A 24,146-nucleotide genomic window follows, 5' to 3' on the forward strand; every position below is an offset into this window, starting at 1 on the left:
TCCAGCTCTTCCGTGCGCCGCGCGGACCGGGGCGGGTGCGATGCGGTTCGGTTCGGTGCGGTTCGATGTGTTCTCGTCTGTTTTCGGCTCGTAATGTTTACGTAAACATCCGCTGGCGGGATGTCTACACTGTGCGAATCTCGGCGGTCAAGGAGTTGGCCGAACCGAAAGTTGCGCACCCAGGGGGCAGCGTGGGGACGACGGACAGGGAAGGCACGCCGATGGACACGCGTGCCGCGGGAGGCCGTGCCCGGGGGCGTGCCGCCCGCCCGCGGCAGGGTGCCTCCATGGCCGACGTCGCCCAGCTGGCCGGGGTCTCCTCCCAGACGGTGTCCCGCGTCTCGAACGGCTTCCCCGGGGTGACCGAGGAGACCCGGCAGCAGGTCATGGCCGCGATGCGGGAGCTGGGCTACCGGCCCAACAGCGCCGCGCGGGCCCTCAAGCGGGGTGAGTTCCGCACCCTGGGCGTGATCACGTTCTCGCTCTCCACCCACGGCAACATCCGCACCCTGGAGGCCATCGCGACCTCCGCCGCCCGGCACGGGTACGCCGTCACGCTGCTGCCGGTCGCCGTGCCCACGCAGGACGAGGTGAACGGCGCCTTCTCCCGGCTCGGGGAACTCGCCGTGGACGCGGTCATCGTCATCATGGAGATCCACCTCCTCGACGCGGCGACGGTCTCCCTGCCGCCCGGCGTCCAGGTCGTGGTCGCCGACTCGGACGCCGGCGACCGCTACACCGTCGTCGACACCGACCAGGCGGGCGGCGCCCGCGACGCCGTACGGCATCTGCTGGACCTCGGCCACGACACGGTCTGGCATCTCGCCGGGCCCGAGGACTCCTTCGCCGCCCAGCGCCGCGCCAACGCCTGGCGCGCCGCCCTCACCGAGGCGGGCGTGACCCCGCCGCCCCTGGTCCGCGGCGACTGGTCGGCGGAGTCGGGTTACCGGGCGGGGCTGCGCCTCGCCGACCACCGCGACTGCACGGCCGTGTTCGCGGCCAACGACCAGATGGCCCTGGGCCTCCTGCGCGCCCTGCACGAACGCGGCCGCCGGGTCCCCGACGACGTCAGCGTCATCGGATTCGACGACCTCCCCGAGTCCGCGTCCTTCCTCCCCCCGCTCACCACCATCCACCAGGACTTCGCCGAGGTCGGCCGCCTCTGCGTCGAAAGCATCATCACCAAGATCCGCCACGGCGACACGGCCCACGGCACGACACTGGTCCCGACGCGCCTGGTACACCGCGCGAGCACGGGGGCGCCGCCGCGCGCCCGGGAGGGCGGCTAGGAGGTTCCGCGCGGTCGCCGTCGCGGGGGCAGGATCACTCGCCCCCGCCGCCCTACCCGTCCCATCCCTGGGGGCTCCGCCCCCAGACCCCCCTGATCGGCCCTCCGGGCCTCGTCCTCGAACGCCGGACGGGCTGGAGGTGCCTGGGCCCGCGGAGCCCCCTGCGGGTGCGTGGGGGCCAGGGACGGCAGAGACTCGTCCTCAGGCGCCGGACGGGCTGAAAGATCGGCCGGTGTCAGGCCGGAGGCCTCGGCGGCGCAGGGGGCAGGGTCGTCACGGGTGGGGCCGGTTCCGGCCAGACCAGGAGGAGGGGGCAGGGGGCGTGGTCGACGACGAAGCGGCTGGGTGGGGCGAGGGTGTGAGGGCCGAGGCGGGTGCGGTCGCCGTCGCGGGACAGGATGAGGAGGTCGGCGTCGGCCGTCGCGTCGATGACCTCGTGCTCGACGCGGCCGGTGCGTTCGACGCGGGTGCAGGGGCGGGCGAGGCGGTCGGCGGCGGCCTGGAGGAGGGTCTCGGCGGAGGCGGCGGCGAGGTGTTCGACGCGGGTGCCGGGGTCGCGTTCCGGATGGCCGCGGCCGAGCAACCCGGCGAAGGCGCCGTGGGCGGCATCCGCGACATCGGGGCCGGTGACGTGCAGCAGGACGACCTCGGCGTCCTCGGGGGCGTGCCGGCGCGCGGCGTCCACGCAGGCGGGCCAGGTGCCCTCGACGATCCAGACGACCACCACCACGGGGCTCAGCCTCCTCCGATCAGGGCCAGTGACGCCCACAGTGCCAGCACCGAGGCGCCCAGACTCGCCGGTACGGCGTACAGGCCGAGCCGGGTGAACTCGCCCAGCCGCACCTCCGCGTCATGGGCGTGCACGATACGTCGCCACAGCAGGGTGGCCAGCGAACCGGCGTAGGTGAGGTTGGGGCCGATGTTCACCCCGAGGAGCACGGCGAGGACGGCGCCGGGGCCGGTCGCGGCGGCGGGCGGCAGCAGGACCAGGACGGCGGGCAGGTTGTTGATCGCGTTGGCCAGGACGGCGGCCAGCACGGCGATGCCGAGCAGGGCGGGCAGCCCGGTGCCGTCCGGGATGAGGTGGCCCAAGGCCGTGTCGAGGCCGTTGTCCACGACCGCGCGGACGACGATCCCGAGCGCCAGGACGAACGCCAGGAACGGCACCGAGACCGACCTCAGCAGCGCCTTCGGCGTCGTACGGCGCCGCAGCAGGGCCCGCACGCCGAGGACCGTCGCGCCCGCCAACGCCGCCCAGGCCGGGTCGACGCCGAGTGCCGAGGTCGCTACGAAACCGGCCAGCGTGCACGCGACGGTCACCAGGGCGAACAGCGGCAGTTCGGGGGCGTCGCCGGTGGCCGGAGCCTGGGCCCCGGCGTCCAGGTCGGTGGCGAAGAAGCGCCGGAAGACCACGTACTCCACGACGATCGCGGCCACCCACGGCAGCGCCATCAGCGCGGCGAACCGGGTGAAGCTGAGCCCGCTGGCCGCGAACGCCAGCAGGTTCGTCAGGTTGGACACCGGCAGGAGCAGGGAGGCCGTGTTGGACAGGTGCGTGCAGGCGTAGACGTGCGGTTTGGGGCGGGCGCCGAGCCGGGCGGCGGTGGCGAACACCACCGGCGTGAGCAGGACGACCGTGGCGTCCAGGCTCAGTACGGCCGTGATCGCCGACGCGGCCAGGAACACCTGCGCCAGCAGCCGGCGCGGCCGGCCCGCCGCCGTACGCGCCATCCACGCCCCGCAGGCCTGGAACAGCCCTTCGTCGTCGCAGAGTTGGGCGAGGACCAGCACGGCCGCGAGGAAGCCGATCACGGGGCCGAGCTGTTCGGCCTCGTCGAGCGCGTGGGACGGGGAGATGGCCCCGGTGGCCACGACGAGCGCCGCGGCCGGTACGGCGACGACGGCCTCCGGCCAGTTGAAGGGACGGACGACGGCGCAGACCAGCACGAGCGCGAGCATGGCCACGGACAGGGTCTCCGCGAGCGGGGTGTTCAGGTTCGGTCCTTCCGGGCGGTCATGGGCGGCGATCTCGCCGCACGGTACTCCGCGCGGGTAAGCGCTTCCGAATCCCCCGCCGGGGTCAGCGTTCGTGCACCACGCGCCCGTCGAACACGGTGAGGTCGACCTCGGGGTGGCCGACGGCCAGGGCGAACGGCGGCTTCCATCCCGTACGCGGCGCCGTGCAGATGCGAGTCGTTGATGCCGGGCAGCACGGTCCGCCCGGCCAGCTCCACGACCGGGTGCCGGGCCCGAACCCGGCAGGCCAGCCCGAGCCCCCAGAAGCGGCTGCGGTGCGCACAGGTACCCGAGCACACCTGCTCAGGCGTGTGCGGTGCGTCCGTCGCCTCGCCGTCGAGGCGAACCAGGGTCAGTGCGGAGTACCGTGCGTACACGCGTCGGCGGTGCGGCGAAGAATCGTCTCCGCGTCCTGGACGATCCTCCGTACGATCTCGGCCGCCGGAAGGACATCGTGGACGAGGGCCGCGGACTGGCCGGTGAACGGCAGGATCTCGTGCCCTCGTCCGGCGAGCATGGCCTCCACGATGCGGGGACCGGCTTCGGCCGGCTGCAGTCGCTCCGGATGAGCCTCGGCCTCCTCCAGGAAGGGCGTACGCAGCGACCGGGGAAAGCCGTAGGCGTCAGGCCGTGAGAACGGCGGCATGAACCGGTCGCTGTGGGCCAGCTTGATCGTGTCGTGTGCCTCGGCGGCGACGATCCGGTTCTTCCACTCCTCGGCGATGTCCATCTCCACCGACGCGAGCAGCCGCGTCCCGATCGCCACGCCCTGGGCGCCCAGCGCGAGCGCCGCCGCCAGCCCCCGGCCGTCGGCGATCCCGCCCGCGGCGACGACCGGCGTGCCTCCCGCGATGTCCACGACCTGGGGAACCAGCACCAAGGTGGACACCTCGCCACCCTGGCCGCCCGCCTCGCCGCCCTGGGCGACGATCACGTCCGCACGGGCGCGCACGGCCTGCTCGGCCTGCCGGGCGTCCATGACCTGCTGGATCCACAGGATGCCCGCGTCATGGGCACGCCCGATCAGGTCCTCGGGCACTCCGAGGTGGAAGGAGATCGCGGCCGGGCGTTCGTCGAGCGTGGCCTGGAACGCCTCCTCGTTCAGGGGGCGGAGGGTGTGGTTGATCGCGAAGGGGCGGTCGGTGAGCTCCCGCATGCGGGCCCACTGCCGTCGCAGGTCGGCGAGCGGGCGAACCGCCGTGCCCAGGCTGCCCAGGCCCCCGGCCCCGCACACGGCCACCGCGAGATCGACCTGTTCGTACGGCCCGTAGGGTGCGCCGATGACGGGTACGTCGATACCGAGTACGTCGCACAGCCGTGTCCGCAGCATCGCTGCCTCCCCGGTTCGTGGGCCGAGCGGAGCCCTCACGCATCATGCTGCCCCGCCGAGGCCTTCGGCGCGCGGCGGGGACGGACCGCCGCCCCGGCGTCCGCGGCCCGGGGCCGACCACCCGGCGGAAGGACCGAGGCGGCCTCCCGCGTCCGCCGCGTTCCCGACCCGACGAGGGCCCGGACCGCCACCTTGGGGTTCAGCAGGACCGACGGGTCCGCCGCCCGCATCGCGAACATCGCGAGTCGGCGGGCGACGTACGGGTCGGTGACGGCTGCGGTGCGGACCGCCCGCTGAAGCCGGTTGGGCGGTTGCGCGAGGGCCTCCTGGCGGCCCAGCGCGTCGTACCGGTCGATGAAGCGGTGTGCCCTGCGGTAGGAGCGCAGCGCCCGCCGCAGGTCCGCGCCGCTCGCCAGAGTTCCGGCGGTGCTGTCCGCCAGCCACGCGGCGCTGCGGAAGGCCCAGCCGCACCCCACTGCCGGGACCGGGTCCGAGGCGGTCGCGGCGTCACCGATCAGGGCCAGACCGGGCCGGGGCGTGGGGTCCCGGCGGACGCACGGATAGTCGGTGGTGCCGATGAGGTTCGACACCCGTCGTGCGCCGGCGAGCGTGGGCCCGTCGGGCAGGCGGGCCACGAACCGGTCGAAGGCGGCGACCCGCTCGGCCGTGAACTCGGGCAGCCGGTCCTTGGCCGGAAAGACGCCCACCTGCGTCAGCCCGTCGTCGACGGGGATGCAGACGGCGATGTCCGGGTCGAGGGGCCAGACCTGGCCGTCGCCGGGACCGTTCATCGTCGCCCCCTCGTAGTAGGTCCAGAAGAGGAAGCGGTGGTTCGGGGCGCGGTCCTCGGCGACCCGGGCGAGCCGGGCGACCGTGGAGTGATGGCCGTCCGCACCGACGACCAGACGGGCGCGCAACTCGGCGCGCTCGGCCCCGCCGTCCGAGGTGACGACTCCCACCACGGCTCCGGCGGCATCCTCGACGAGACCGACGACCCGGCGTCCCAGCAGGAGGTCCACGCCCGGGGTCGCGCCGGCGATCCCGCGCAGCAGCGGGTCGAGCTTGCTGCGGCGCAGACTGATCGCCGGTGGGACCGCGCCGTCCGGCCGGGGAACGACCCAGCCGGCCCCGGTCCACACGCCGAGCCCCGTCGTCACCGCCGCACCCTGCGCGAGCATCGGCTGCCAGAAGCCCATGCGCTCCAGGACGTCATGGGTGCCGCCGAGCACGAAGTGCCCGCAGAGCGTCTTGTGCGCCTGCGGGCTGCGATGCCGTTCGACCAACGCCACCCGCAGTCCCGCCCGGCCGTACGCCGTCGCCGCCGTGCAGCCGGCGATGCTCGCGCCCACGATGATCACGTCGTAGTCCATGGAGTCCATGACCGCCTCCGCCGCCTGGGATCCGACCCTTCGGTCATCACGAAGCATGCGCGGGGCGGCCGACCACGGACATCGGTAGTGAATACCCATCCTCCCGGCGGTCACCTACCTACCATCGAGAGTGTGACGGTCGGCGAATGGACGCTGCAGGAGCGGGACGGGGAACTGGAGTCACTGGCCCGCTGGTGGGGTGAGGCGTCCGACGGCACCGGGCGGCTCGTCCTCGTCGGCGGCGACGCGGGCGCGGGCAAGACCGCGCTGATCCACGAGTTCGGGCGACGACTGCGCGACGCCCGGCTGTTCTCCGGCAGCTGCGAACCGCTCGCCACGCCGCTTCCGCTCGGTCCGCTGCGCGACATGGCCGACACCCTGCCCGCCCCCCTGCGCCAGGAGCTCATCGGCACTCCCGACCCGACGGCGGTACGACGCCTGCTGCTCGACGCCCTGGCCGCGGGCGGCACCCCGGCGCTCGTCGTACTGGACGACGCGCACTGGGCCGACGAGGCCACTCTGGACCTGCTGCGCTTCCTGGGCCGCCGTCTCGGGGCAAGTCCGGCCATGATCGTCGTGGCCTACCGGCAGGACGAGGTCGGGCCCCGTCATCCGCTGCGCGTGCTCGCCGGTGACCTGGCGGCGCTTCCCTCGGTCCGCCGGCTGACCGTGCCGCCCCTGTCCGAGGCGGCCGTCGCCCGGCTCGCGGCGGGAACGGGAATCGAACCGGCCGAACTGCACCGCCGCACGGGCGGCAACGCGTTCTTCGTGACGCAGGTCCTCAGCGACGGCGGGGCCACCGTCCCGGCCACGGTCCGGGACGCAGTGCTCGCACGTGCCGCGCGCCTGGGACCGGGCGCGCGGGACGCGCTCGACGCCGTCGCCTGCCTCGGGACCCGGGCCGCCCCGTGGCTGGTCGAGGCGGTCTCGGGGCGGCCGCCCCGAGAGCTCGACGAATGCGTGGAGCGCGGACTGCTCACCGCCGAGCACAGCGCGGTCACGTTCCGGCACGAACTGGTCCGCATCGCCGTCGAGGAGGCGATCCCCCCGGGACGCGCGGCGGACCTGCACCGGCGGGCACTCACCGTGCTCGCCGCCCGTCCGCCAGGCGAAGTGGACCCGGCGCGGCTCGCCGATCACGGGCAGCGGGCCGGCGACCGGGCCGCGGTGCTCGCCTACGCGCCCCTCGCGGCAGAGCGGGCATCCGCGCTGGGCGCCCACCAGCAGGCTGCCGCACACCTGCGCCGCGCACTCGACGCGTCCCCGGGGCTGCCGCCGGCGGAGCGGGCGGGGCTCCTCGAGGAACTCGGCCGGCAGTGCCATCTCGCCGACGACCTCGACGCCGCGCTGCGTGCCTGGCAGGAGGCCGTCGCCGCGTGGCGCAGGGCCGGTGACGGACGGCGGCAGGGCGGGGCGCTGGTCGGGCTCGCGGTCACCGCGGCTCATCTGGCCCGCGAGATCCCCCTCGGGGAGCAGGCGTGCGACCAGGCCCTCGGCCTGCTGGCGTGTCCGTCCCCCGGCCCGGAGTTCGCACTCGCCTGCGCCGTCCGCGGGAAACTGTCGGCCATGGCCTTCCGCAACGCCGACGCGATCGCCTGGGGCGAACGGCTCCGCGCGACGGCCGGCGACGGAGCCGGCGGCCTGGAACAGGCCCTGGCACTGCTGTCGATCGGTATCGGCCGTGCCCAGGACGGCGACACGGAGGGCCTGGAACTGATCGGGCGGAGCATCCGGCTGGCACGCGAGGCAGCCGCCTACGATCAGGCCGGACTCGGTTACTTCTGGCTCCAGTTGGTCTGCGTGACCCGCCGCTGGTACCGGGCGGCCGAGCGCTGGTACGGGGAGGCCCTGGCCTTCACCGACGACCACGGCCAGGAGGTCTGGCGCCAGTGGCTGCGCGCGTTCCACTCGCGTGCCCTGCTCGACCAGGGACGGTGGGAAGAGGCCGAGGCGCTGGCCTCGGAGGTGCTGCGCACGGCGGGCGTGGACGACGGGCGCAAGATGATCGGCATGGTGGTGCTCGGCCGACTGCGCGCCCGCCGGGGCGACTCGGACCCCGGCCCCCTGCTGACCCGGGTGCGGACGACCATGGTCACCGCCGAGCCGGTCGTCGGCTGGATCATCGGCTCGACACCGGCGCTGGCCGAGGCCGCCACGTACGCCGGGGACGCCGACCAGGTACGCGCGATCGTCCCCTCGGCTCTGGCCGCCGCCGAGGAACAGGGCGAGCCCTGGCTGGTCGGCGAACTCGCCCACTGGCTGTCGCGCGCCGACAGCCTCGCGACGGTACCGGCGCGGGCCGCCGAGCCGTACCGGCTCCAACTGTCCGGCCACCGGCAGGCGTCGGCCGAACGCTGGCAGGAGATCGGCTGCCCCTACGAGGCGGCGCTGGCGCTCGCCGACTCCCCCGACGAGGGGATGCTGCGCGAGGCACTCGCGGCCTTCGACCGTCTGGGCGCGCGTCCGATGCGCGACATCACCGCCCGTCGCCTGCGCCGGCTCGGAGTGCGCGACATCCCCCGACGCCCCGCGCGCGCCTCCGGCCCCGAGGGACTCAGTCCCCGCGAGCAGGAGGTGCTCACCCTGCTCGCCGACGGACTGCGCAACACCGAGATCGCCCAGGCGCTGTTCCTGTCGAGACGAACCGTCGAGCATCACGTCGCGGCCGTACTGCGCAAGCTGCGCGTGGCGAACCGGACGGAAGCGGCGCGTTACGCCCGACGCAACGGCGTAGCCGTCCGGTGATGAGGCCCCCGGCCCTCCAGCCGTCCCGGAGCGAGTGAGGCCTCCAACAGCGCCTCGTGCCCCGGGACTCACGGGCGACGGGCTTGGCCACGGAGAACCTCGTCGGACGCCTGCTCGGAGCCGCCGCCCCCGTCCGCCGCGTACGGCTGGAGCGGCAGCGCGGTCGTGACCTCGAAGCCGCCCTCCGGGCGGTGCCCCGCGCACAGGTCGCCGCCGATGGAGCGGGCGCGCTCGCGCATGCCCATGACGCCGAAGCCCCGGCTGCGCGCGGAGTCGGACTCGGCGGGCGCGGAGGTCCGGGTGGCCCCGGCGGCGACCGGACCGTCGTTGCTGACGGTGATCGTCAGCCGGGACCCGGTGTACTCGAACCGGACGTGCGCGGCCTGGGTGGCGGCGTGCTTGGTGACGTTGGTGAGCGCCTCCTGGACGATCCGGTACGCGGTCAGGTCGACGCCCGGGGACAGGACCTGGGGTTCGCCGTCCGTGGTGACCGTGACCTTGAGGCCGGCCGAGGCGCACGCCGAGACCAGTTCGGGCAGCCGGGCCAGCCCCGGTGACGGCTCCAGCGGGGCGGAGTCAGAATCGCCGTTCTGGCGCAGCAGCCCCAGCGTGGCCTTCAGCTCGCGCAACGCGGACGACGTGGTGCCCGTGAGATCGGTGAGGATCGCCTTCGTCTGCTCGGGGCTGGTCAGCGCGAGGTGCGCGGCCGTGCCGGCCTGGGCGTTGGCCAGCGCCATGTGGTGGGCGACGACGTCGTGCAGCTCGCGGGCGATCCGCATGCGCTCCTCGGTGACCCGCAGCCGGGCCTCCTCCTCCCGGGTGCGCTCGGCGTGCTCGGCACGGGCCTGTACGGCCGCCAGATAGGCGCGGCGCAGCCGGGTCATGTTGCCGGCGGCCAGCGGCAGCAGCAGCCAGAACAGCGGGCCGAGCGTCCTGAGCAGCAGCGAGATGTGGTCCATGGAGTCGGAGAACGCCGCCGCGACGATCACCGCCACCAGGGTGGTGATGCCGTAGGCGCGGGTGGTCCTGCGGTCGGTGAGGGTGGCCAGCCAGTAGAGCGACGCCATGACGGGGGCCAGCAGCAGGGGGGTCAGCAGGTATCCGAGCCCGACCACGGTCGATGCGCAGACGCCGGAGATGACGACGGCGACGCGTGGGTGGGTGCGGTGCTTCAGCAGGGAGAGGCAGGACAGCCCCAGGAGGGCGGTGGCGGTCCGGTCCTGGTCCGGCGGTTCGGCGCCGGGCAGGGTGAGCACGCTGCCGAGGGTCGCGCAGCCCATCAGCGCCATGACCAGCACCACGTCGATGGCGAAGGTATGGCGGTCCGAGAACTCCTCGATACGGTCCGCGTAGCGCCGCTCCGGGCTGGTGGTCATGGTGCTCTCCGGTCGGTGGACTCGGTCCATGGTGAACGCCCACGGCACGAACGGCCGCCGAGACCGCCCGTGTCCTTGCTCACGGGCGATCCCTGGGGGCAGGCGGTCCCGGTGGGGGGCAGGCGGTCCCCGTCGGGGCGGGCGGCCCTGTGGGCGCGGGCGGCCCTGTGGGCGCGGGCGGCCCTGCGGGTGCGGGCGGCCCTGCGGGTGCGGGCGGCCCTGTGGGGGCAGGCGGCCCTGTGTGTGGGGAGGCGGTCGGTCCCTGTGTGTGGGGGAGGCGGTCGGTCCCCGCCGGGGCGGGGCGATCAGTCCCCTTCGGTGCGGGGCGGTCGGTCCTCGTGGGGGCGGGGCCGATCGGTCCCCGCCGGGGCGGGGCGATCAGTCCCCGCCGGGGCGGGGCGATCAGTCCCCGCCGGGGCGGGGCGATCAGTCCCCGCCGGGGCGGGGCGATCAGTCCCCGCCGGGGCGGGGCGGTCGGTCCCCGCCGGACGCGGGACGACCGGCCCGTGAGGACCGGCCGTCCGGCTCAGGTACGCGCCACGTCCAGGTCGGCCGCCCGGCCCGCGTCCACCCCGGGCCCCGCGTCCGCCCCTGCCCCGGCCTCCACATCCGCCCCGGCCGCCGGCTCGGAGCGTCGGCTGAGTGCCTCCCCCTCCACGTCCACCCGGGGCAGGATCCGGTCCAGCCACTTCGGCAGCCACCAGGCCTTGTCGCCGAGCAGGGCGAGTACGGCCGGGACGATCGCCATCCGTACGACGAAGGCGTCGAACAGGACGGCGGAGGCGAGTCCGAAGCCGATCATCTTGATCATGGAGTCGCTCTCGCCGATGAACCCGGCGAAGACTGCGATCATGATCAGGGCGGCGGCCACGACCACCCGGGCGCTGTGCCGGAAGCCGGACGTGACCGCCTGGCGGGCCGACTCGCCGTGGACGTACGACTCGCGCATCCGGGAGACGAGGAAGACCTCGTAGTCCATGGCGAGTCCGAAGACGATGCCGACCAGGAAGATCGGCATCAGGCTCATGATCGGCCCGGTCTGCTCCACGCCCAGCAGTTCGGCGCCGTGCCCCTGCTGGAACACCACGACCACGGCGCCGAGGGACGCGAGCACCGACAGCAGGAAGCCGAGGGCCGCCTTCAGCGGGACGAGCAGCGACCGGAAGACCACCAGCAGCAGGACGATCGCCAGCCCGACCACGACGATCAGATACGGCACCAGCGCGGCCTGCACCTTGTCGGAGATGTCGATGTTCATCGCGGTCGTGCCGGTGACCTCGAAGGTCGCCCCGGTCTCGGCCTCGACGCCGTCGCGCTCGCCCCGGATGGTGGTGACCAGGCCCTTGGTCTTCTCGTCGGTCGGCGCGGTGGACGGCACGACGGAGAACACGGCGGTGTCACCGGCCTCGTTGAAGCGGGCCGGGGAGACGGACACGACACCCTTCGTGCCGCCGATCTCCTCGGATATCGCGGTGACGGCACCCTTGGCGTCGTCGTCGCCCCTGGCGTCCACGACGACGGTGAGCGGCCCGTTGAAGCCCGGCCCGAAGGCGTCGGCGAGCGCGTCGTAGGCCCGTCGCTCGGTGGTGGAGGTGGACTTGGCCTCGTCGCCGGGCATGCCCAGCTGAAGGTCGGTCATCGGCACGGCGAGCGCCCCGAGTCCGACGACGCCGAGCAGCAGCACGGGCAGGGGGCGGCGCAGCACGAACCGCGCCCAGCGGGTGCCGCCGTTGTCGGCGGCCTCCTCCTGCACCCGGCCGCTCTTTCGGGCCCGCCTGGACAGCACGGCGTTCGGCCAGAAGCCGAGGAACGCCGGGACGAGCGTCAGCGCGATGAGTACGGCGACGACGACCGCGCCGGCCGCGGCCAGCCCCATCTTGGTGAGCATCGGAATGCCGACGACCGAGAGCCCGGCCAGCGCGATGACGACGGTGAGCCCGGCGAAGACGACCGCGGAACCGGCCGTACCGACCGCCATCCCGGTGGCCTCCTGCGGCGTACGGCCCTTGGCGCGCTCCTCCCGGTAGCGGGAGACGACGAACAGGGCGTAGTCGATGCCGACGGCGAGGCCCAGCATCATGGCGAGCGTGCCGGTCGTGGTGGACAGGCCGAGGGCGGAGGACAGGGCCAGGATGGCGGCCATGCTGACGCCGACGCCGATGATCGCGGTCAGCAGCGGCAGCCCGGCGGCGGCGAGGGACCCGAAGGTGACGAGCAGGACGACGGCGGCGATGGCGACGCCGATGACCTCGGCCGCCCCGCCCGGGCCGCCACCTCCGTCCATGGCCGTCCCACCGGCCTCGACGGTCAGCCCGGAGTCACGGGCCTGCGCGAGGGTCTCGGTCAGATGTGTCTTGCTGGCGTCGGTGAGGTCGCCGGCGCCGACCTTGTAGGTGACGGTCGAGTACGCGGTCGTACCGTCCTCGCTGACGGCCCGCGCCTGGAACGGGTCGGCGGCCGTGGCGACCTGCGACCCCTGGCCCAGTTCGGCCACGGCCTCCTCGACGGCCTTCCTGTTCTCGGTGGCGGTCACCTTCTCACCGCCCGGCGCGACGAACACGACCCGCGCGGTGGCGCCGTCGGCGCTCGCGCCCGGGAAGCGCTCCTCCATCAGGTCGAACGCCTTCTGCGACTCGATGCCCGGCATCGAGAACTCCTCGTCGGCCGCGCCCGGGGCCTTCAGCGCCCCGAGTCCGACGGCGGCCAGCACGGCCGCCCAGACCAGGGCGACGTACCAGCGTCGCCGGAAGGCCAGACGGCCCACTCGATACAGGAAAGTAGCCACGGCAGGGGGTCTCCACATCTGGGACTCGAACGTCTGCCCAGACTCTCGGGAGCGGGTGTGCCGTGTCGTCGTGCGGCTGCCGACAATCCCCGGTACTCAGAACGCAGTACGGGCGGGGCCAGGGGTCCACCCAGGGGACCAGGTGCGGCGGTCGCCGGTCGTACGACGCCCGTCCGCCGCACCTGGCGGCCGGAGGTCAGCCGTAGAGGGCGATCCTCGGGTGCACGGTGCCCTCGACCTCGGGGCTGAGGGCGGTGACCCGGTAGACCTCGGTGAGGGTGTCGCCCGCGTGCAGCGTGCGCTGGGCGGTGACGAGGTCGGTGTACAGGGTGCCGGTCTGGGTGCCGAGTTCCACGGTCTCCCAGCAGCCGGTGGCCGTACGCCGCTCGACGCGGACGTCGGCCGGCTTCAGGAACGGTCCGCCGTCCGGCGACTCCACGAGGAGCTGCGGGGCGACCGTCCGATCCGCCGAGGAGTCGTTGCGGTAGGTGACGGTGACCTCGTGGCTCGCGGCGTCGGCGACGAGGGCGCTGGTGGACAGGTCGACGAACTCGGTGGGTATGGCGGGCGTCTGGCCGGGCAGGGCCGTCGACGTCGCGGTGCTGGTCTGCGAGGTGGCCTGCGGGCTGGTCTGCGGGGTGGTGGCCGCCGCGGCCGGTCCTGCCGCGGCGGCGCCCATGAGCGCCGCCATGAGGGCCAGGGCCGCGACCCCGGGACGGCTGATCTTCAACGACACGTTCGCTGATCCTCGGATTCGCTCGGGTGACTGGTGTTCCCCCCGCCCATGGCTGCCGCCAGGGACGCGACCAAGGTTACGCAAGCCCTTTCTGCCGCCCGCTGCCGGTGGCCTACCCGATGTCGACCACCCGCGCCCACGCGGGCGGTTGGTCCGGCACGTACTCGGGATCGTCCTCGTCGTAGGGCCGGTACGTGTGCGGTCGCGGGAACAGCCCCACCACCGTCCGGCACGGCGGCCGTTCGCTCGGCCACGGCGTCTGACCGTCCGTCAGGACCACGACGACGTCCGGGCGGGGCCGTGCCCGCAGCGCCCTGGCGAAGCCCGCGCGCAGATCCGTACCCCCGCCTCCGACCAGCGGAATCCCCTCGGCGCGGCACACCCGGTGCACGCCCGCGGCCGCCGCGTCGCACGGCACCACGCTGACCAGGTCCCGGCGTCCGCCGACGGCTCGGGAGATCGCGGCGACCTCCAGGAGCGCGCTGCCCAGTTCGGCGTCGCTGACCGAGCCGGAGGTGTCGATGACGACGCAGACGCGGGGCGGGCGGCGGCGCAGGCTCGGCAGGACGGCGCCGGGCACGGAGGCGGCGCGGCGCGACGGACGGCCGTACGTGTAGTCCTCGCCGGCACCGGGCCCCGAGGCGGCCGACCGCACGGCGGCGCCCAGCAACTCCCGCCAGGGCTGCGGCGGGTGGAACGCCTCCTCCGCCCACCGCTGCCAGCCCTGCGAGGCGCTGCCCGGACGCCCGGTGATGCCCTGTGCGACCCGGAAGCGGACCGCGTCCCGTTCCTGCGCGCTGAGTCCGTGCGCGCCGTCCGCCCCCAGGTCCCACTCCCGTTCCAGCCCGTCGGCGCCGCTGCCGCAGTCCAGCCAGGCCAGGTCCTGGGTCCGCGGCCCCAGCCGGAACTGGCGCAGATAGTCCTCCATGAGCTCGCCCTCGGGCAGCCGCAGCATCGCCGGCTCGACGGCCCCCTCGGGCCGGGCCAGGCCGTCCCCGTACACGTCGTCGTTGATCTCGCAGTCCGCGGCGATGTTCATCCGCAGCCGCTCCCCCGGTCCGCTCAACCCGCGCTCCCGCGCCACCCGGTCGCCGCGCCCGTGGTGGTCCCGCAGCAGATGCGACACCTCGTGCACCCACACCCCGGCCAGCTCCTCCACCGGCGTCCGCGCCACGAACCCCGGCGACACATAGCACCGCCAGTGCCGGTCGACGGCCATCGTCGGCACCCGCCGCGACTCGACGACGTGCAGCGCGAACAGGGCGGTCGCGAGATAGGGGCGGACGCGGGCGGCGTGCAGCCGGGCGGCGAAGAGCTTGTCGCGGTCCAGGGGGGCGGAGGTGTCCCGGGCCGGCCTCGGCTCCGGAGCCCGGGACGTCTCCCGCACCGGCCCCACCTCCTCCCCGTTCATCGCCGCCCCGCCTTCGCCGCCGCCGTGGCCGTCCGGGCCGCCGCGTGGTCCGCCCGTCGGGACAGGGAGACCACTCCGGCGAGTTGCTCGATGGACGCCGGTACGTCCCAGTCCTCCCGGCGCAGGGAGGCGAGCGTGGTCGCCGGGACGACGACCAGGTCCGGCGCCCCGGTCTCCACCGCCCGCACGAGCAGCGCCCACGCCGCGTCCCAACGGGCCCGGTCCGGACGGGCCCGCACCGCCTCCACCACACCGTCCAGCGCGGCCTGCCGCAGGTCCCCCCGCTCGGGCAGCTCGGCGGCCGACGGATCGGCGAGCAGCAGTTCCGGATCCGGCAGGTCCATCCGGTCCACGCTCGCCAGCAGCTCCAGCCCCGGCCCGTCCCCGACCGTGCCGCGCACCAGCAGGGAGAGAACCTCCCGGGAGGCCCCGGCCGCCGTGGCGAACGCGACCAGACACTGCGTCATCTCCCAACTGCGCGGCGAGGGCCACGGTCCGCCCCGCCGGGTCTCGCTGCTGGGCAGCCGGTGCACCAGCCCCGGCCGCCCCGAGAGCAGTCCGCCGACGGCGCGCCGAGCGAACTCGACCGCCCCCGCCAGCTTCTCCGGATCGAGCCGCGGCAGGGTGGCCCGGGGCCAGGTCCCGCCGAGTCCCCGTACGACGACCTCGTGGTCGTGCGTCCACTGAAGGTGCACGAACCGGTTGGCCAGCGGCGCGCTCAGCTCCCACCCGTCGGCCGCCGAGGAGCGCGGATTGGCGGCGGCCACGATCCGCACCCCCGGCGGCAGCCGCAACGCGCCGATCCTCCGCTCCAGCACGAGCCGCAGCAGCGCGGCCTGCACCGCCGGCGGCGCGGTCGACAACTCGTCCAGGAACAGCAGCCCCCGCCCGGCCTTCACCAGCCGTACGGCCCAGTCCGGCGGGGCCATGGGAACGCCCTGTTCCGCCGGGTCGTCCCCGACGACGGGCAGCCCGGAGAAGTCGGACGGCTCGTGCACGCTCGCGATCACGGTGGTGAGCGGAAGTTCCAGGGCCGCGGCGAGCTGGGTGAGCGCCGCGGTCTTGCCGATCCCCGGCTCACCCCACAGCAGCACGGGCAGATCGGCGGCCACGGCCAGGGTGAGGGCCTCCAGCTGTTCGTCGGGCCGGGGTTCGGTGGTGGTGTCGCGGAGGAGGGCCAACAGATCGGCAGCTACGTCGAGTTGGGAGACAGAGGAGAGGGCCGAGGGAGAGGAGGACTGGGCGCGCGTGGGCATATGGGTCACCTTTGGGAGGTCGTGAAGGGAAAGAAGGGGTGGCGCGTGGACGCAGGTCAGGGCCGGGTCGCGTGCCGGGCGTGCGTGCGCTGAAGGCGGGGCGGCCGGCCGCGCTCGTCGTAGCGGACCCGTGCCGGCCCGGGCCCGATCAACCCCGCCCTGAACAGCCCGTACGTGATGCGCCGCCGTGCGGCCGCCGCCAGCTCCTCCCGCAGCGCACCGTCCCGCAGCACCGCCGCGGGGCCCAGCAGCCCCTCGACGACGGCCAGCGCTCCGGCGATGTCGCCGTGGTCGAGCCGCTCACGTACGTCGGGCAGGCACTCCGGATGCCGGTGCGCCTCGTCGATGGCCTGGAGGCAGGGCAGGGGTGTGCCGGTCAGGGCGGCGAGCAGTTCCTCGCGCCGGATCTCGGCGGGGTCGTGGTCCAGGGGAGCCAGTACGCCGTCGACCAGACCGATCCGGTGCCGGGCGCCCCGGCAGTCCACGGCACGCGGCCGTCCTGGTGGTTCGGTCGGCGCGGGTGCCGGGCGCGGGTCCGTTTCCGGTACGAGGGCGGAGGCGACCAGCGGATGGAGGCGCCCGGGCTCGACGGCACCGGCCCGCAGCAACTCCAGGTCGGGCAGGACCCAGGTCGCGGCGTCGGGCAGCACCGGCAGCGCGGACGTACGCCCCTTCGCGGCGGCCACGACCCGCGGTACGCCCTCCTCCGCGAGCCCCTCCAGAACCAGCCGGTGCCGGCCGCCCAACCGCACGAGCACGGGCCCGACCGGCCGCCCCTCGGCGCGCAGCAGCAGCCGCGCCTCGTCGGCCCACCGGTCGACGGCACAGCGGCGCCCGTCCGAGGGCACGGCCCCGACCAGCCCCGTGTCCAGCCCGTCCCCGGCCCGGATCCGCAGCTCACCGGCTCTGCGCGCGTCCCACAGGTGCCGGTGCAGATCGAGCCGGAACCTGCGACTGGGGCGAGGGTGGGGATGCGGATGCGGGCCGTGCGGGGGTGGCTGCGGGGACGCGCCCCGGGAGCCGCCCCCGTCCCACAGGGCGAGGCTGATCCGCTGCCCGGCGTCCGCCCACGCCGGCGCGGTGCGCACCACGAGGTGCACCACGCGTCCGGCGTCCCCCGCCCCGCCGCCGTACCGGGCGAGAGCCAGAGTCAGCCCCGGCCGGAGCAGGCCGTCGGGGGCGATCCTCGGCAGGTGCCAGCGCAGCAGGTCGGGGGCGAGGTGCCGTAGGTCGTCCCGGACACGGGCGGCGAGGTCCCGGCCGTGATCGCGCGCGACGGCACGCAGGTTGAGATCGACATCGACAGCGGCGGCGGCGCACGCTCCCGCCCAGTCGCCCGCCAGCCGACGGGCGGTGGCGGTCTCGATCATGGGGGCCGGCACGGCGAACTCGCGCACGCGCGGCCAGAAGGAAAGCTCGGCAGGCCCGGAAGGTCCGGAAGGCCCCGAGGACCGGGAGAACCGGAAGGGCCGGGAATCCCCGTTCGCGATCTGAGTGCCCATCAGCACTCACCTTGCGCGGACGGGACCCCCAATCTGGCAACAGAATGAGTCGTCATCGCGGGCGAGCGTAACGCCGCGCGCGCCGGGACGCGAGGGATTTTCCGTTCCGGGGGCAGCGACGCCCCGAACCCGGCAGCCTTTCGGAGTCCCCGGCAGCCTGTCAGCCGGCCCGGCAACCTTTCGGCCCCCGGCGACCACTGACACACGGACGACTCCCTCCCCGTAAGGACTTCCCCGTGGCATCCCCTTCCCACCGCCGGTCCCCCAGCAAGTGGCGCGGCGCCCTCGTCCCGGCGGTGGTCGTGGCGGCCGTCGCCCTCGCCGCGTCCCTCCTCATGGCGCTGCGCCCCGACGGCACGTCAACGGCCGGTCACACCACGACCACGCCCACCGCCGACAGCCGTTCGGCGGCACCGCGGACCACACCGAGCCCGAGCCCGACCCCCAAGCCGAAACCGTCCAAGGCGTCCCCGACGGCCGACGCCGAGAGGACCACCCCGCCGCCCCGCACACCCACCTCCGCGCCGGCGGACTCGGCGGCCAAGGGCACCACCCCGCACCGCGCTTCGGGCTCGGCCCCTCTGGCGGGCCGTATCCGCCCCGGTACCGACTACGAAGGGGTCGCCACCTTCTACGACATCGGCAACGGCGACGGCGCCTGTCTGTACGGCCCCACCGCCGACGTCATGACGGCGGCGATGAACCACGCCGACTACGAGACGGCCAAGGCCTGCGGGGCGCACGTCCTGGTCCGCGCGGCGAACGGCGCCTCGGTCACCGTCCGGATCACCAACGAGTGCCCGCTGCCCTGCGCCCCCGGGCAACTCGACCTCAGCGCCCAGGCGTTCGCCAAGCTCGCGGCACCTTCGGCCGGCCGGATACCGGTCACCTGGAGCCTGCTGAGCTCCGACACGTCCGCCAAGGTCGGGATCCGCTACAAGACCGGCTCCAGCGTCCACTGGTGCGGCATCCAGGCGCTGGACCACCGCAACCCGCTGGCCCGGCTGGAGGTCCGTGACGCGGGCGGCGCGTGGCGCCGACTGCCGCGCACCGCCTACAACTACTTCCTCTCCGAGCAGGGCAGCGGGTGCGGGGGCGCGATCAGGATCACGGACATCTACGGGGAGACGCTCACGGTGGAGGGGATCTCGATACGCCCGGACGTCGTGCAGCCGACGCGGGTCCAGTTCGCGGCGCGCTGACGGTCGGCCGGCGCCCGGGCGCCTAGGCCCGCTTCCCCACCGGGTAGTCCTGGGCGAGCAGTCCGAGCAGGACCTCGTCCAGGAACTCGCCCATCACCCAGGCCGAGGAGCGCAGGACACCCTCGCGGACGAAGCCGTTGCGCTCGGCGGAGCGCACCATCGCGGTGTTGTCCGCGAGCGTCTCGATCTGGAGCCGCTGGAGGCCGCGCACGACGAACCCGTAGTGGCACAGCACCGCGACGACGTCGGTGCCGTAGCCCTTGCCGCGCGAGGACGGCAGCAGGCCCAGCCCGATGTGCGCGCACCGGTTGTGCAGGTCGATGCCCCAGAGCGTCGCCGTGCCGACCAGGGTGCCGCCGGCCAGCTCCACCACGGAGAAGGGGACGGACGTCTCCTTGGTGTCGTCCACCACGAGCCGCGGGTCCTTGGAGCCGGGCGTGATCGGCCGCCACGGGCCGCCTTCGGCCCGCGAGGCGTTGACCACGTCGTCGTAGAGCTCGGCCCGCAGGACCGGTATGTCGTCCTCGTGCCGGGCCCTCAGCCCGACCTTCTCGCCCTTCAGCATGCGGGCTTCCTATCCGACCGGGCCCACCCGCGGCAAACGAATAGTCGGCAGACACATGGCCGGGGCCCGCCGGACTCAGTGCGACGCTACGGCCGGGCCGCGCCCGTCTCGCTCGGCGTGACTTCCCTCGTCGGGGTCGCCGACGGCGCGGCGGTCGGTACCGCCGGGCTGTCGGGAGTCCGGGAAGCGGTGATGCCGGAGGTCTGCGTGGGTTCGGCGGTCGAGGCCCGTGGGGGAACGGTCGGGGTCGGCGGGGCGGTTCGGGGCGAGGACGCCGAGGGGCTCGGGACCGCCGACGGGGAGGGGGGTGTGGTGCGGTCGGTCACCGGGGGCGGGGCGAGCGGGGGTGCGGGGGCCGGGGGGCCGTCGGACGTGCCCAGGTTGAGCGGCAGGGCCACCAGGAGGGCCACGGCGCAGGTCGCGCCCGCGCCGATCGCCGTACGGACCAGGCGTCGGCGGGTCGCCCTGCGGCGGATCGTCTCGTAGCTGCCGGGGGGTGGGGCGAGGTAGTCCGAGGAGGGGGCGAGGATCACCGCGAGGGGGTCGTCGGGGGCGAGCTCCGGGTCGTCCGCTCCGTCGTCAAAGCGTGTGGTCAAGGCTTCTCCTCAGGTGGACGCGGAGCAGTTCGCGGGCCGCGTGGAGGTCGGCCTTGACGGTTCCTTCCTTACGTCCGGTCAGCACGGACACCTCCCGGATCGGCATGTCAGCGTAGTAGTGGAGGAGGATCGGGGTACGGAGGCGTTCGGGCAGGGACTGGACCAGCAGGCGTACGGACGGGTCCGCCTGCTCGGTGTGGGGGTTGAGAGCCGCCTCCGTGGAGGCCCGGCGCACCGCCCGCCGTTCGCGCTCCAGTTTGCGCCAGTGGTCCCGGACCAGGTTGGCCGCCGTGACGTAGAGGAACCCACGGGGCTCCTCCACCCGGCTCCAGCGGGCCCAGAGCCGGGTGAAGGCCTCGGCGGCGATCTCGTGGGCCGTCTCGTCGTCGTCGACGAGACGGCGGCACCAGCCGGCCAGGCGCGGGTAGAGGGCGGCGAACAGCTCGGACGCCGCGTTGTCTCGGGACCGTTTCAACGCTCTCCAACGCTCTCCATGGTCAGGTGGACGGACACCGGGTGCTCACGACGACGTGGCGCTCAGCTTCGCGAACACGATCACGTTGTCCCGGTACTCCTCGCCCTCCCGCGGCCCTCCGCACGTGATCAGCCGCAGCTCCGGACGGTCCACGTCGCCGTAGACGTCGTCCGCCGGGAAGTCGGCCTTGGCGACGGTCCGTACGGCACTGACCGTGAACTCCGCCGAGCTGCCGTCCTTCCTGCCCGCCACGATCCTGTCACCCCGGCGCAGCCGGCCCAGGTCGCGGAAGACCCCGTCCCCGTACGCGCCGACCGTGACATGTCCGAGGATCACCGACGGGCCGACCTGGCCCGGCGTCGGCGAGTGCAGGTACCAGCCCGCCCGGTCGTCGGCCGTGATCGGCGGCACCTCGACCGTGCCGTCCTTCGCCAGCCCCAGCCGGATGACCGGGGTGTCGACCTCGATCGCCGGGATCCGCAACCGTACGGGGGCCGAACGGCCCAGCGCCCGCGCCGAGTTCGCCGACGGCGCGGGCGTGCGGTCCGCACCGGCCCCGTCGCCCGTGTCTCCGCGCCGCCGCGAACTCGCGGTCGCGCCCTGCTGCTCCGCTCCCTGGCCGGCGCAGCCCACCAGCAGCGACGCCATCGCCGCCGTGGCGAACGCCCGCCTGGACAGGGGCCGCGGGCCCGTCACCGGCGGGGTCACGCCCCGGTCGCCCGCCGACGCCGTACGACGAAGGCCGTCGCGCCCCCGGCGACCAGCACCGCCGCCGCGCCCGCGCCGAACAGCCCGGCGCGCTCGTTGCCGGAGCCCGAAGTGCCCGCCGCCTCACCGGTGTCGGGCGCTCCGGACGGCACCACGGAGACCTGGCCGCCTCCGGGCGCCCGGGTCGGTTCGGCCGAGGGCACCGAGGTCTCCGACGGGCTGGACGGGACGGCGGTCGGCGGACGGGTCGGCTCCGCGCTCGGCGTCGGGACGGCCGTCTCCGAGGGGACCGTGGCCGTCGGGCTGGGGACCGGGGTCGGCGAGGTGCTGCTGTGGGCGACCGCGGGCGCGGCGGTCGCGAACAGGGCTGTGCAGGTCAGGGCCAGGGCGCTGAGGACGCTACGGCGCATCGATGAGCTCTCTTTCGTCGGTCCGCGCGGCACTGCCGTACCGGGCGGACTGGGTGACGGGTCGAGCGGAGAGACGACGCGGGGGCGGGGCGGGTTGTAAAGAGATGGCAAAGTCGTCCGGAGGCCGGGGTGGTGAACCGGCCCGGCCCGGCCTCCGTACGATGAGGGCGTGACAGCCCGTGCACAGCACGACCGTGCGCCGCGGCTCCCGATGGCGGGACCGTGGCGCGCGCTTCTGCTGCTCGGGCTGCTCGCCGGACTGTTCGGGATGCACGCGCTCGCGCCCGGCAACGCGGTCGCGGCCGGCTCGCACGCCTCTCGGACCACACCGCATCACGCGCCCGCGCCCGTCATGGGCGGCCATGCGTCGGCCATGACCGACGAATCCGTCTGCCACGGCTCCGCCCCGGGCGGCGGCGGCCACGCCCAGCACGCCGACCCGACCTGCGCCTCCAGCGCCGTCGGCGCGGGCCCCGTCCTGCCCGCCCTGGCCCTCGATCCGGCCGGCGCGGCGATCGCCGGCGACCTCGACCGCCGTTCCGTGACGGCCGCGACCGAGGGCGGGCGCGCGCCTCCCTCACTGGCCGAACTGCAGATCCTGCGGACCTAGGACAAGGCCGAGCCGTCCGCCCCCGTCACCTGCGGGCGTACGGCACTCAGCCATGCCCTACCTCACGTACTCGCAGGAGTTCTCACCATGACCCGTACCAGTTCCCGTGCCCTGACCCGTCGCGCCGCCCTGGCCGCGACGGCCGTCACCGCCGCCCTCGTCCTCACCGCATGCGGCGGTGACGAGTCCCCGGCCGCCGCGCCGAAGGAGCACAACGCCCAGGACGTCTCCTTCGCGCAGGGCATGATCCCCCACCACCAGCAGGCCCTCCAGATGGCGGAACTGGCCGCCGGCCGCGCCTCCTCGGCTCAGGTCAAGGACCTCGCCGCACGCATCGAGAAGGCCCAGGACCCGGAGATCACGAAGATGACCGGGTGGCTGAAGTCGTGGGGCGAGGACGTGCCGTCGGCCGCGCCCGGCATGGACCACTCCGGTCACTCCGCAATGGCCGGGATGATGGACCAGGAGGACATGGACAAGCTGTCCAAGGCCTCCGGCACGACCTTCGACACCCTCTTCCTCACCCTCATGGTCGAGCACCACGAAGGCGCGGTGGAGATGGCCGAGGCCGAGAAGTCGAAGGGCCGCTACCGCCCCGCGACCGAGCTGGCCGACGACGTCGTCACCGCCCAGAGCGCCGAGATCGAGGAGATGAACAAGCTGCTCGGCAAGAACCGGAGCTGACGCGATGCCTCAGGCCCGCCCGGCCCACGATCCCGATCACGGGACGGGCCGGGCGGGCACGGGTCGGTGTCGCGGGACTCCCGCTCACCGCCAGTGCGTGAGTCGGGTCGGTGGTGGTTGCTCGCGCCGTTCCCCGCGCCCCTTGAGGGGCGCTCACCGCACGCCCTTCTTTCAGGGGCGCGGGGAACTGCGCGACCAGCCCCCACGCGCCCGCAGCCGTCACGACCGCCCCTCCCGTTGGACGGACACCGGCCGCACGGAGGATCGTTGCGGACATGGCAGAGCAGCGGTTCGACGTGTGGGACTCGGGGGCCGCCTACGAGCGGTACATGGGTCGGTGGAGCCGAAGCGTCGCGCGGGAGTTCCTCGTGTGGCTGGACCGCGGGGACGGGCTGCGCTGGCTGGACGTGGGGTGCGGCACTGGGGTCCTGTCGGCGGCGGTGGCGGCCGGGTGCCGGCCCCGGGAGGTGGTGGGGTGCGATCGCTCCGAGGGGTTCGTGAACGCGGCCGCGCGAGCTTCCGGCATCGCCGGTGCGCCGCGCCACCTCGTCGCGGACGCCCTCGCGCTGCCGTTCCGCGACGCCGCCTTCGACGTGGCGGTCAGCGGCCTGATGCTGAACTTCCTGCCCGAACCAGCCTTCGCGGTAAGGGAGTTGACCCGCTCCGTCCGCACCGGCGGCATGATCGCCGCGTACGTCTGGGACTACGGCGACGGCATGGACCTCCTCAGACACTTCTGGGCCGCTGCCGCCGAGGCCGACCCGGCCGCCGCCGCGCTGGACGAGGGCCGCCGCTTCCGGGACTGCCGCCCCGGCCCGCTCCACAGCCTGTGGACGGACGCGGGACTCGCCGACGTGTCCACGACCCCGATCGAGGTGCCCACGGTCTTCGCCGACTTCGCCGACCTGTGGGACCCGTTCCTGTCCGGCCAGGGCCCCGCCCCGGGCTACGTCGCCTCCCTCGCCCCGGCCGCCCGCGACCGACTGCGCGAGGGCCTGCGCGCGCGGGTCCCCGTCGCGCCGGACGGCTCGGTCCCGCTCACGGCACGGGCCTGGGCGGTGCGGGGAGTACGTCCGTAGG

21 protein-coding genes are annotated in these 24,146 nt (G+C 74.4%); 6 read left to right on the forward strand and 15 right to left on the reverse strand.

Annotation, left to right across the window (positions count from 1 at the left end):
- Positions 1 to 287 precede the first annotated feature (287 nt).
- Entirely contained in the window at positions 288 to 1,289 is a 1,002-nt protein-coding gene (locus tag ACFZBP_RS08070) for a substrate-binding domain-containing protein (protein WP_391411021.1), read from the forward strand.
- A 235-nt stretch (positions 1,290 to 1,524) separates the two neighbouring features.
- Here ACFZBP_RS08070 and ACFZBP_RS08075 read toward each other — a convergent pair whose 3' ends face one another.
- From ACFZBP_RS08075 to ACFZBP_RS08090, 4 genes are all read right to left on the reverse strand, one after another.
- Entirely contained in the window at positions 1,525 to 2,019 is a 495-nt protein-coding gene (locus tag ACFZBP_RS08075) for a universal stress protein (protein WP_383449807.1), read from the reverse strand.
- Between the two features lie 5 nt (positions 2,020 to 2,024).
- Positions 2,025 to 3,284, reverse strand: a complete 1,260-nt coding sequence (locus ACFZBP_RS08080) for an SLC13 family permease (RefSeq protein WP_391411606.1) — start codon at positions 3,282 to 3,284, stop codon at positions 2,025 to 2,027.
- Positions 3,285 to 3,657: 373 nt separating this feature from the next.
- Positions 3,658 to 4,635, reverse strand: coding sequence for a nitronate monooxygenase (locus ACFZBP_RS08085; protein ID WP_391411024.1), 978 nt, complete (start codon positions 4,633 to 4,635; stop codon positions 3,658 to 3,660).
- A gap of 35 nt (positions 4,636 to 4,670) precedes the next feature.
- On the reverse strand, positions 4,671 to 6,014 hold the full coding sequence (locus ACFZBP_RS08090; RefSeq protein WP_391411026.1) for an FAD-dependent monooxygenase: 1,344 nt from the start codon (positions 6,012 to 6,014) through the stop codon (positions 4,671 to 4,673).
- A gap of 123 nt (positions 6,015 to 6,137) precedes the next feature.
- Here ACFZBP_RS08090 and ACFZBP_RS08095 point away from each other — a divergent pair, with 123 nt between their 5' ends.
- The gene (locus tag ACFZBP_RS08095) at positions 6,138 to 8,750 is read left to right on the forward strand and encodes an AAA family ATPase (RefSeq protein WP_391411028.1); all 2,613 of its coding nucleotides are present in this window, start codon (positions 6,138 to 6,140) and stop codon (positions 8,748 to 8,750) included.
- 68 nt (positions 8,751 to 8,818) lie between these two features.
- Here the strand turns inward: ACFZBP_RS08095 and ACFZBP_RS08100 are convergent, their stop codons facing one another.
- The 6 genes from ACFZBP_RS08100 to ACFZBP_RS08125 all read right to left on the reverse strand — a co-directional run bounded on the left by ACFZBP_RS08100 (position 8,819) and on the right by ACFZBP_RS08125 (position 17,816).
- On the reverse strand, positions 8,819 to 10,126 hold the full coding sequence (locus tag ACFZBP_RS08100) for a histidine kinase (protein ID WP_391411030.1): 1,308 nt from the start codon (positions 10,124 to 10,126) through the stop codon (positions 8,819 to 8,821).
- A 526-nt stretch (positions 10,127 to 10,652) separates the two neighbouring features.
- On the reverse strand, positions 10,653 to 12,911 hold the full coding sequence (locus ACFZBP_RS08105; protein WP_391411032.1) for an MMPL family transporter: 2,259 nt from the start codon (positions 12,909 to 12,911) through the stop codon (positions 10,653 to 10,655).
- Positions 12,912 to 13,107: 196 nt separating this feature from the next.
- Positions 13,108 to 13,647 carry a signal peptide protein gene (locus tag ACFZBP_RS08110; RefSeq protein ID WP_391411034.1) on the reverse strand — a complete coding sequence of 180 codons (540 nt, stop codon included), beginning with the start codon at positions 13,645 to 13,647 and terminating at the stop codon, positions 13,108 to 13,110.
- Positions 13,648 to 13,759: 112 nt separating this feature from the next.
- Positions 13,760 to 15,058 carry a VWA-like domain-containing protein gene (locus ACFZBP_RS08115; RefSeq protein ID WP_391411036.1) on the reverse strand — a complete coding sequence of 433 codons (1,299 nt, stop codon included), beginning with the start codon at positions 15,056 to 15,058 and terminating at the stop codon, positions 13,760 to 13,762.
- A complete protein-coding gene (locus ACFZBP_RS08120) occupies positions 15,055 to 16,314 on the reverse strand; it encodes an AAA family ATPase (protein WP_391411038.1) in 1,260 nt (419 codons plus the stop codon). Before ACFZBP_RS08120 ends, ACFZBP_RS08115 begins: the two co-directional genes overlap by 4 nt.
- A 56-nt stretch (positions 16,315 to 16,370) precedes the next feature.
- Positions 16,371 to 17,816, reverse strand: coding sequence for a hypothetical protein (locus tag ACFZBP_RS08125; protein ID WP_391411040.1), 1,446 nt, complete (start codon positions 17,814 to 17,816; stop codon positions 16,371 to 16,373).
- A gap of 236 nt (positions 17,817 to 18,052) precedes the next feature.
- On the opposite strand from ACFZBP_RS08125, the gene ACFZBP_RS08130 reads away from it, so the two are divergent.
- Complete coding sequence (locus ACFZBP_RS08130) at positions 18,053 to 19,018, forward strand: expansin EXLX1 family cellulose-binding protein (RefSeq protein WP_391411042.1); 966 nt, start codon at positions 18,053 to 18,055, stop codon at positions 19,016 to 19,018.
- Positions 19,019 to 19,040: 22 nt separating this feature from the next.
- On the opposite strand, the gene ACFZBP_RS08135 is transcribed toward ACFZBP_RS08130, so the two are convergent.
- The 5 genes from ACFZBP_RS08135 to ACFZBP_RS08155 all read right to left on the reverse strand — a co-directional run bounded on the left by ACFZBP_RS08135 (position 19,041) and on the right by ACFZBP_RS08155 (position 21,772).
- Positions 19,041 to 19,583, reverse strand: a complete 543-nt coding sequence (locus ACFZBP_RS08135; RefSeq protein ID WP_383449796.1) for a GNAT family N-acetyltransferase — start codon at positions 19,581 to 19,583, stop codon at positions 19,041 to 19,043.
- Positions 19,584 to 19,669: 86 nt separating this feature from the next.
- Positions 19,670 to 20,179: a hypothetical protein gene (locus ACFZBP_RS08140; RefSeq protein WP_391411045.1), complete on the reverse strand. Its 510-nt coding sequence runs from the start codon at positions 20,177 to 20,179 to the stop codon at positions 19,670 to 19,672.
- A complete protein-coding gene (locus ACFZBP_RS08145) occupies positions 20,163 to 20,654 on the reverse strand; it encodes an RNA polymerase sigma factor (protein ID WP_383449794.1) in 492 nt (163 codons plus the stop codon). Before ACFZBP_RS08145 ends, ACFZBP_RS08140 begins: the two co-directional genes overlap by 17 nt.
- A 45-nt stretch (positions 20,655 to 20,699) precedes the next feature.
- Positions 20,700 to 21,302, reverse strand: a complete 603-nt coding sequence (locus ACFZBP_RS08150) for a class F sortase (protein ID WP_391411608.1) — start codon at positions 21,300 to 21,302, stop codon at positions 20,700 to 20,702.
- Positions 21,303 to 21,358: 56 nt separating this feature from the next.
- Positions 21,359 to 21,772, reverse strand: coding sequence for a sortase-dependent protein (locus ACFZBP_RS08155; protein WP_391411048.1), 414 nt, complete (start codon positions 21,770 to 21,772; stop codon positions 21,359 to 21,361).
- A gap of 169 nt (positions 21,773 to 21,941) precedes the next feature.
- Here ACFZBP_RS08155 and ACFZBP_RS08160 point away from each other — a divergent pair, with 169 nt between their 5' ends.
- From ACFZBP_RS08160 to ACFZBP_RS08170, 3 genes are all read left to right on the forward strand, one after another.
- Positions 21,942 to 22,382: a DUF6153 family protein gene (locus ACFZBP_RS08160; protein WP_391411050.1), complete on the forward strand. Its 441-nt coding sequence runs from the start codon at positions 21,942 to 21,944 to the stop codon at positions 22,380 to 22,382.
- 87 nt (positions 22,383 to 22,469) lie between these two features.
- Positions 22,470 to 23,066, forward strand: a complete 597-nt coding sequence (locus ACFZBP_RS08165) for a DUF305 domain-containing protein (protein ID WP_391411052.1) — start codon at positions 22,470 to 22,472, stop codon at positions 23,064 to 23,066.
- Between the two features lie 275 nt (positions 23,067 to 23,341).
- A complete protein-coding gene (locus tag ACFZBP_RS08170) occupies positions 23,342 to 24,145 on the forward strand; it encodes a methyltransferase domain-containing protein (protein ID WP_391411054.1) in 804 nt (267 codons plus the stop codon).
- Position 24,146: the final 1 nt, after the last annotated feature.

This window comes from Streptomyces sp. NPDC008086, from assembly GCF_042957325.1.
Taxonomy (GTDB): Bacteria; Actinomycetota; Actinomycetes; order Streptomycetales; family Streptomycetaceae; genus Streptomyces.

Bases quoted from the DNA above. Each gene is read 5' to 3' on its own strand.
- ACFZBP_RS08070 (WP_391411021.1), top strand. From the start codon at position 288: ATGGCCGACGTCGCCCAGCTGGCCGGGGTCTCCTCCCAGACGGTGTCC.
- ACFZBP_RS08085 (WP_391411024.1), bottom strand. From the start codon at position 4,635: ATGCTGCGGACACGGCTGTGCGACGTACTCGGTATCGACGTACCCGTC.
- ACFZBP_RS08090 (WP_391411026.1), bottom strand. From the start codon at position 6,014: ATGGACTCCATGGACTACGACGTGATCATCGTGGGCGCGAGCATCGCC.
- ACFZBP_RS08100 (WP_391411030.1), bottom strand. From the start codon at position 10,126: ATGACCACCAGCCCGGAGCGGCGCTACGCGGACCGTATCGAGGAGTTC.
- ACFZBP_RS08115 (WP_391411036.1), bottom strand. From the start codon at position 15,058: ATGAACGGGGAGGAGGTGGGGCCGGTGCGGGAGACGTCCCGGGCTCCG.
- ACFZBP_RS08120 (WP_391411038.1), bottom strand. From the start codon at position 16,314: ATGCCCACGCGCGCCCAGTCCTCCTCTCCCTCGGCCCTCTCCTCTGTC.
- ACFZBP_RS08125 (WP_391411040.1), bottom strand. From the start codon at position 17,816: ATGGGCACTCAGATCGCGAACGGGGATTCCCGGCCCTTCCGGTTCTCC.
- ACFZBP_RS08135 (WP_383449796.1), bottom strand. From the start codon at position 19,583: ATGCTGAAGGGCGAGAAGGTCGGGCTGAGGGCCCGGCACGAGGACGAC.
- ACFZBP_RS08150 (WP_391411608.1), bottom strand. From the start codon at position 21,302: ATGGCGTCGCTGCTGGTGGGCTGCGCCGGCCAGGGAGCGGAGCAGCAG.
- ACFZBP_RS08155 (WP_391411048.1), bottom strand. From the start codon at position 21,772: ATGCGCCGTAGCGTCCTCAGCGCCCTGGCCCTGACCTGCACAGCCCTG.
- ACFZBP_RS08165 (WP_391411052.1), top strand. From the start codon at position 22,470: ATGACCCGTACCAGTTCCCGTGCCCTGACCCGTCGCGCCGCCCTGGCC.
- ACFZBP_RS08170 (WP_391411054.1), top strand. From the start codon at position 23,342: ATGGCAGAGCAGCGGTTCGACGTGTGGGACTCGGGGGCCGCCTACGAG.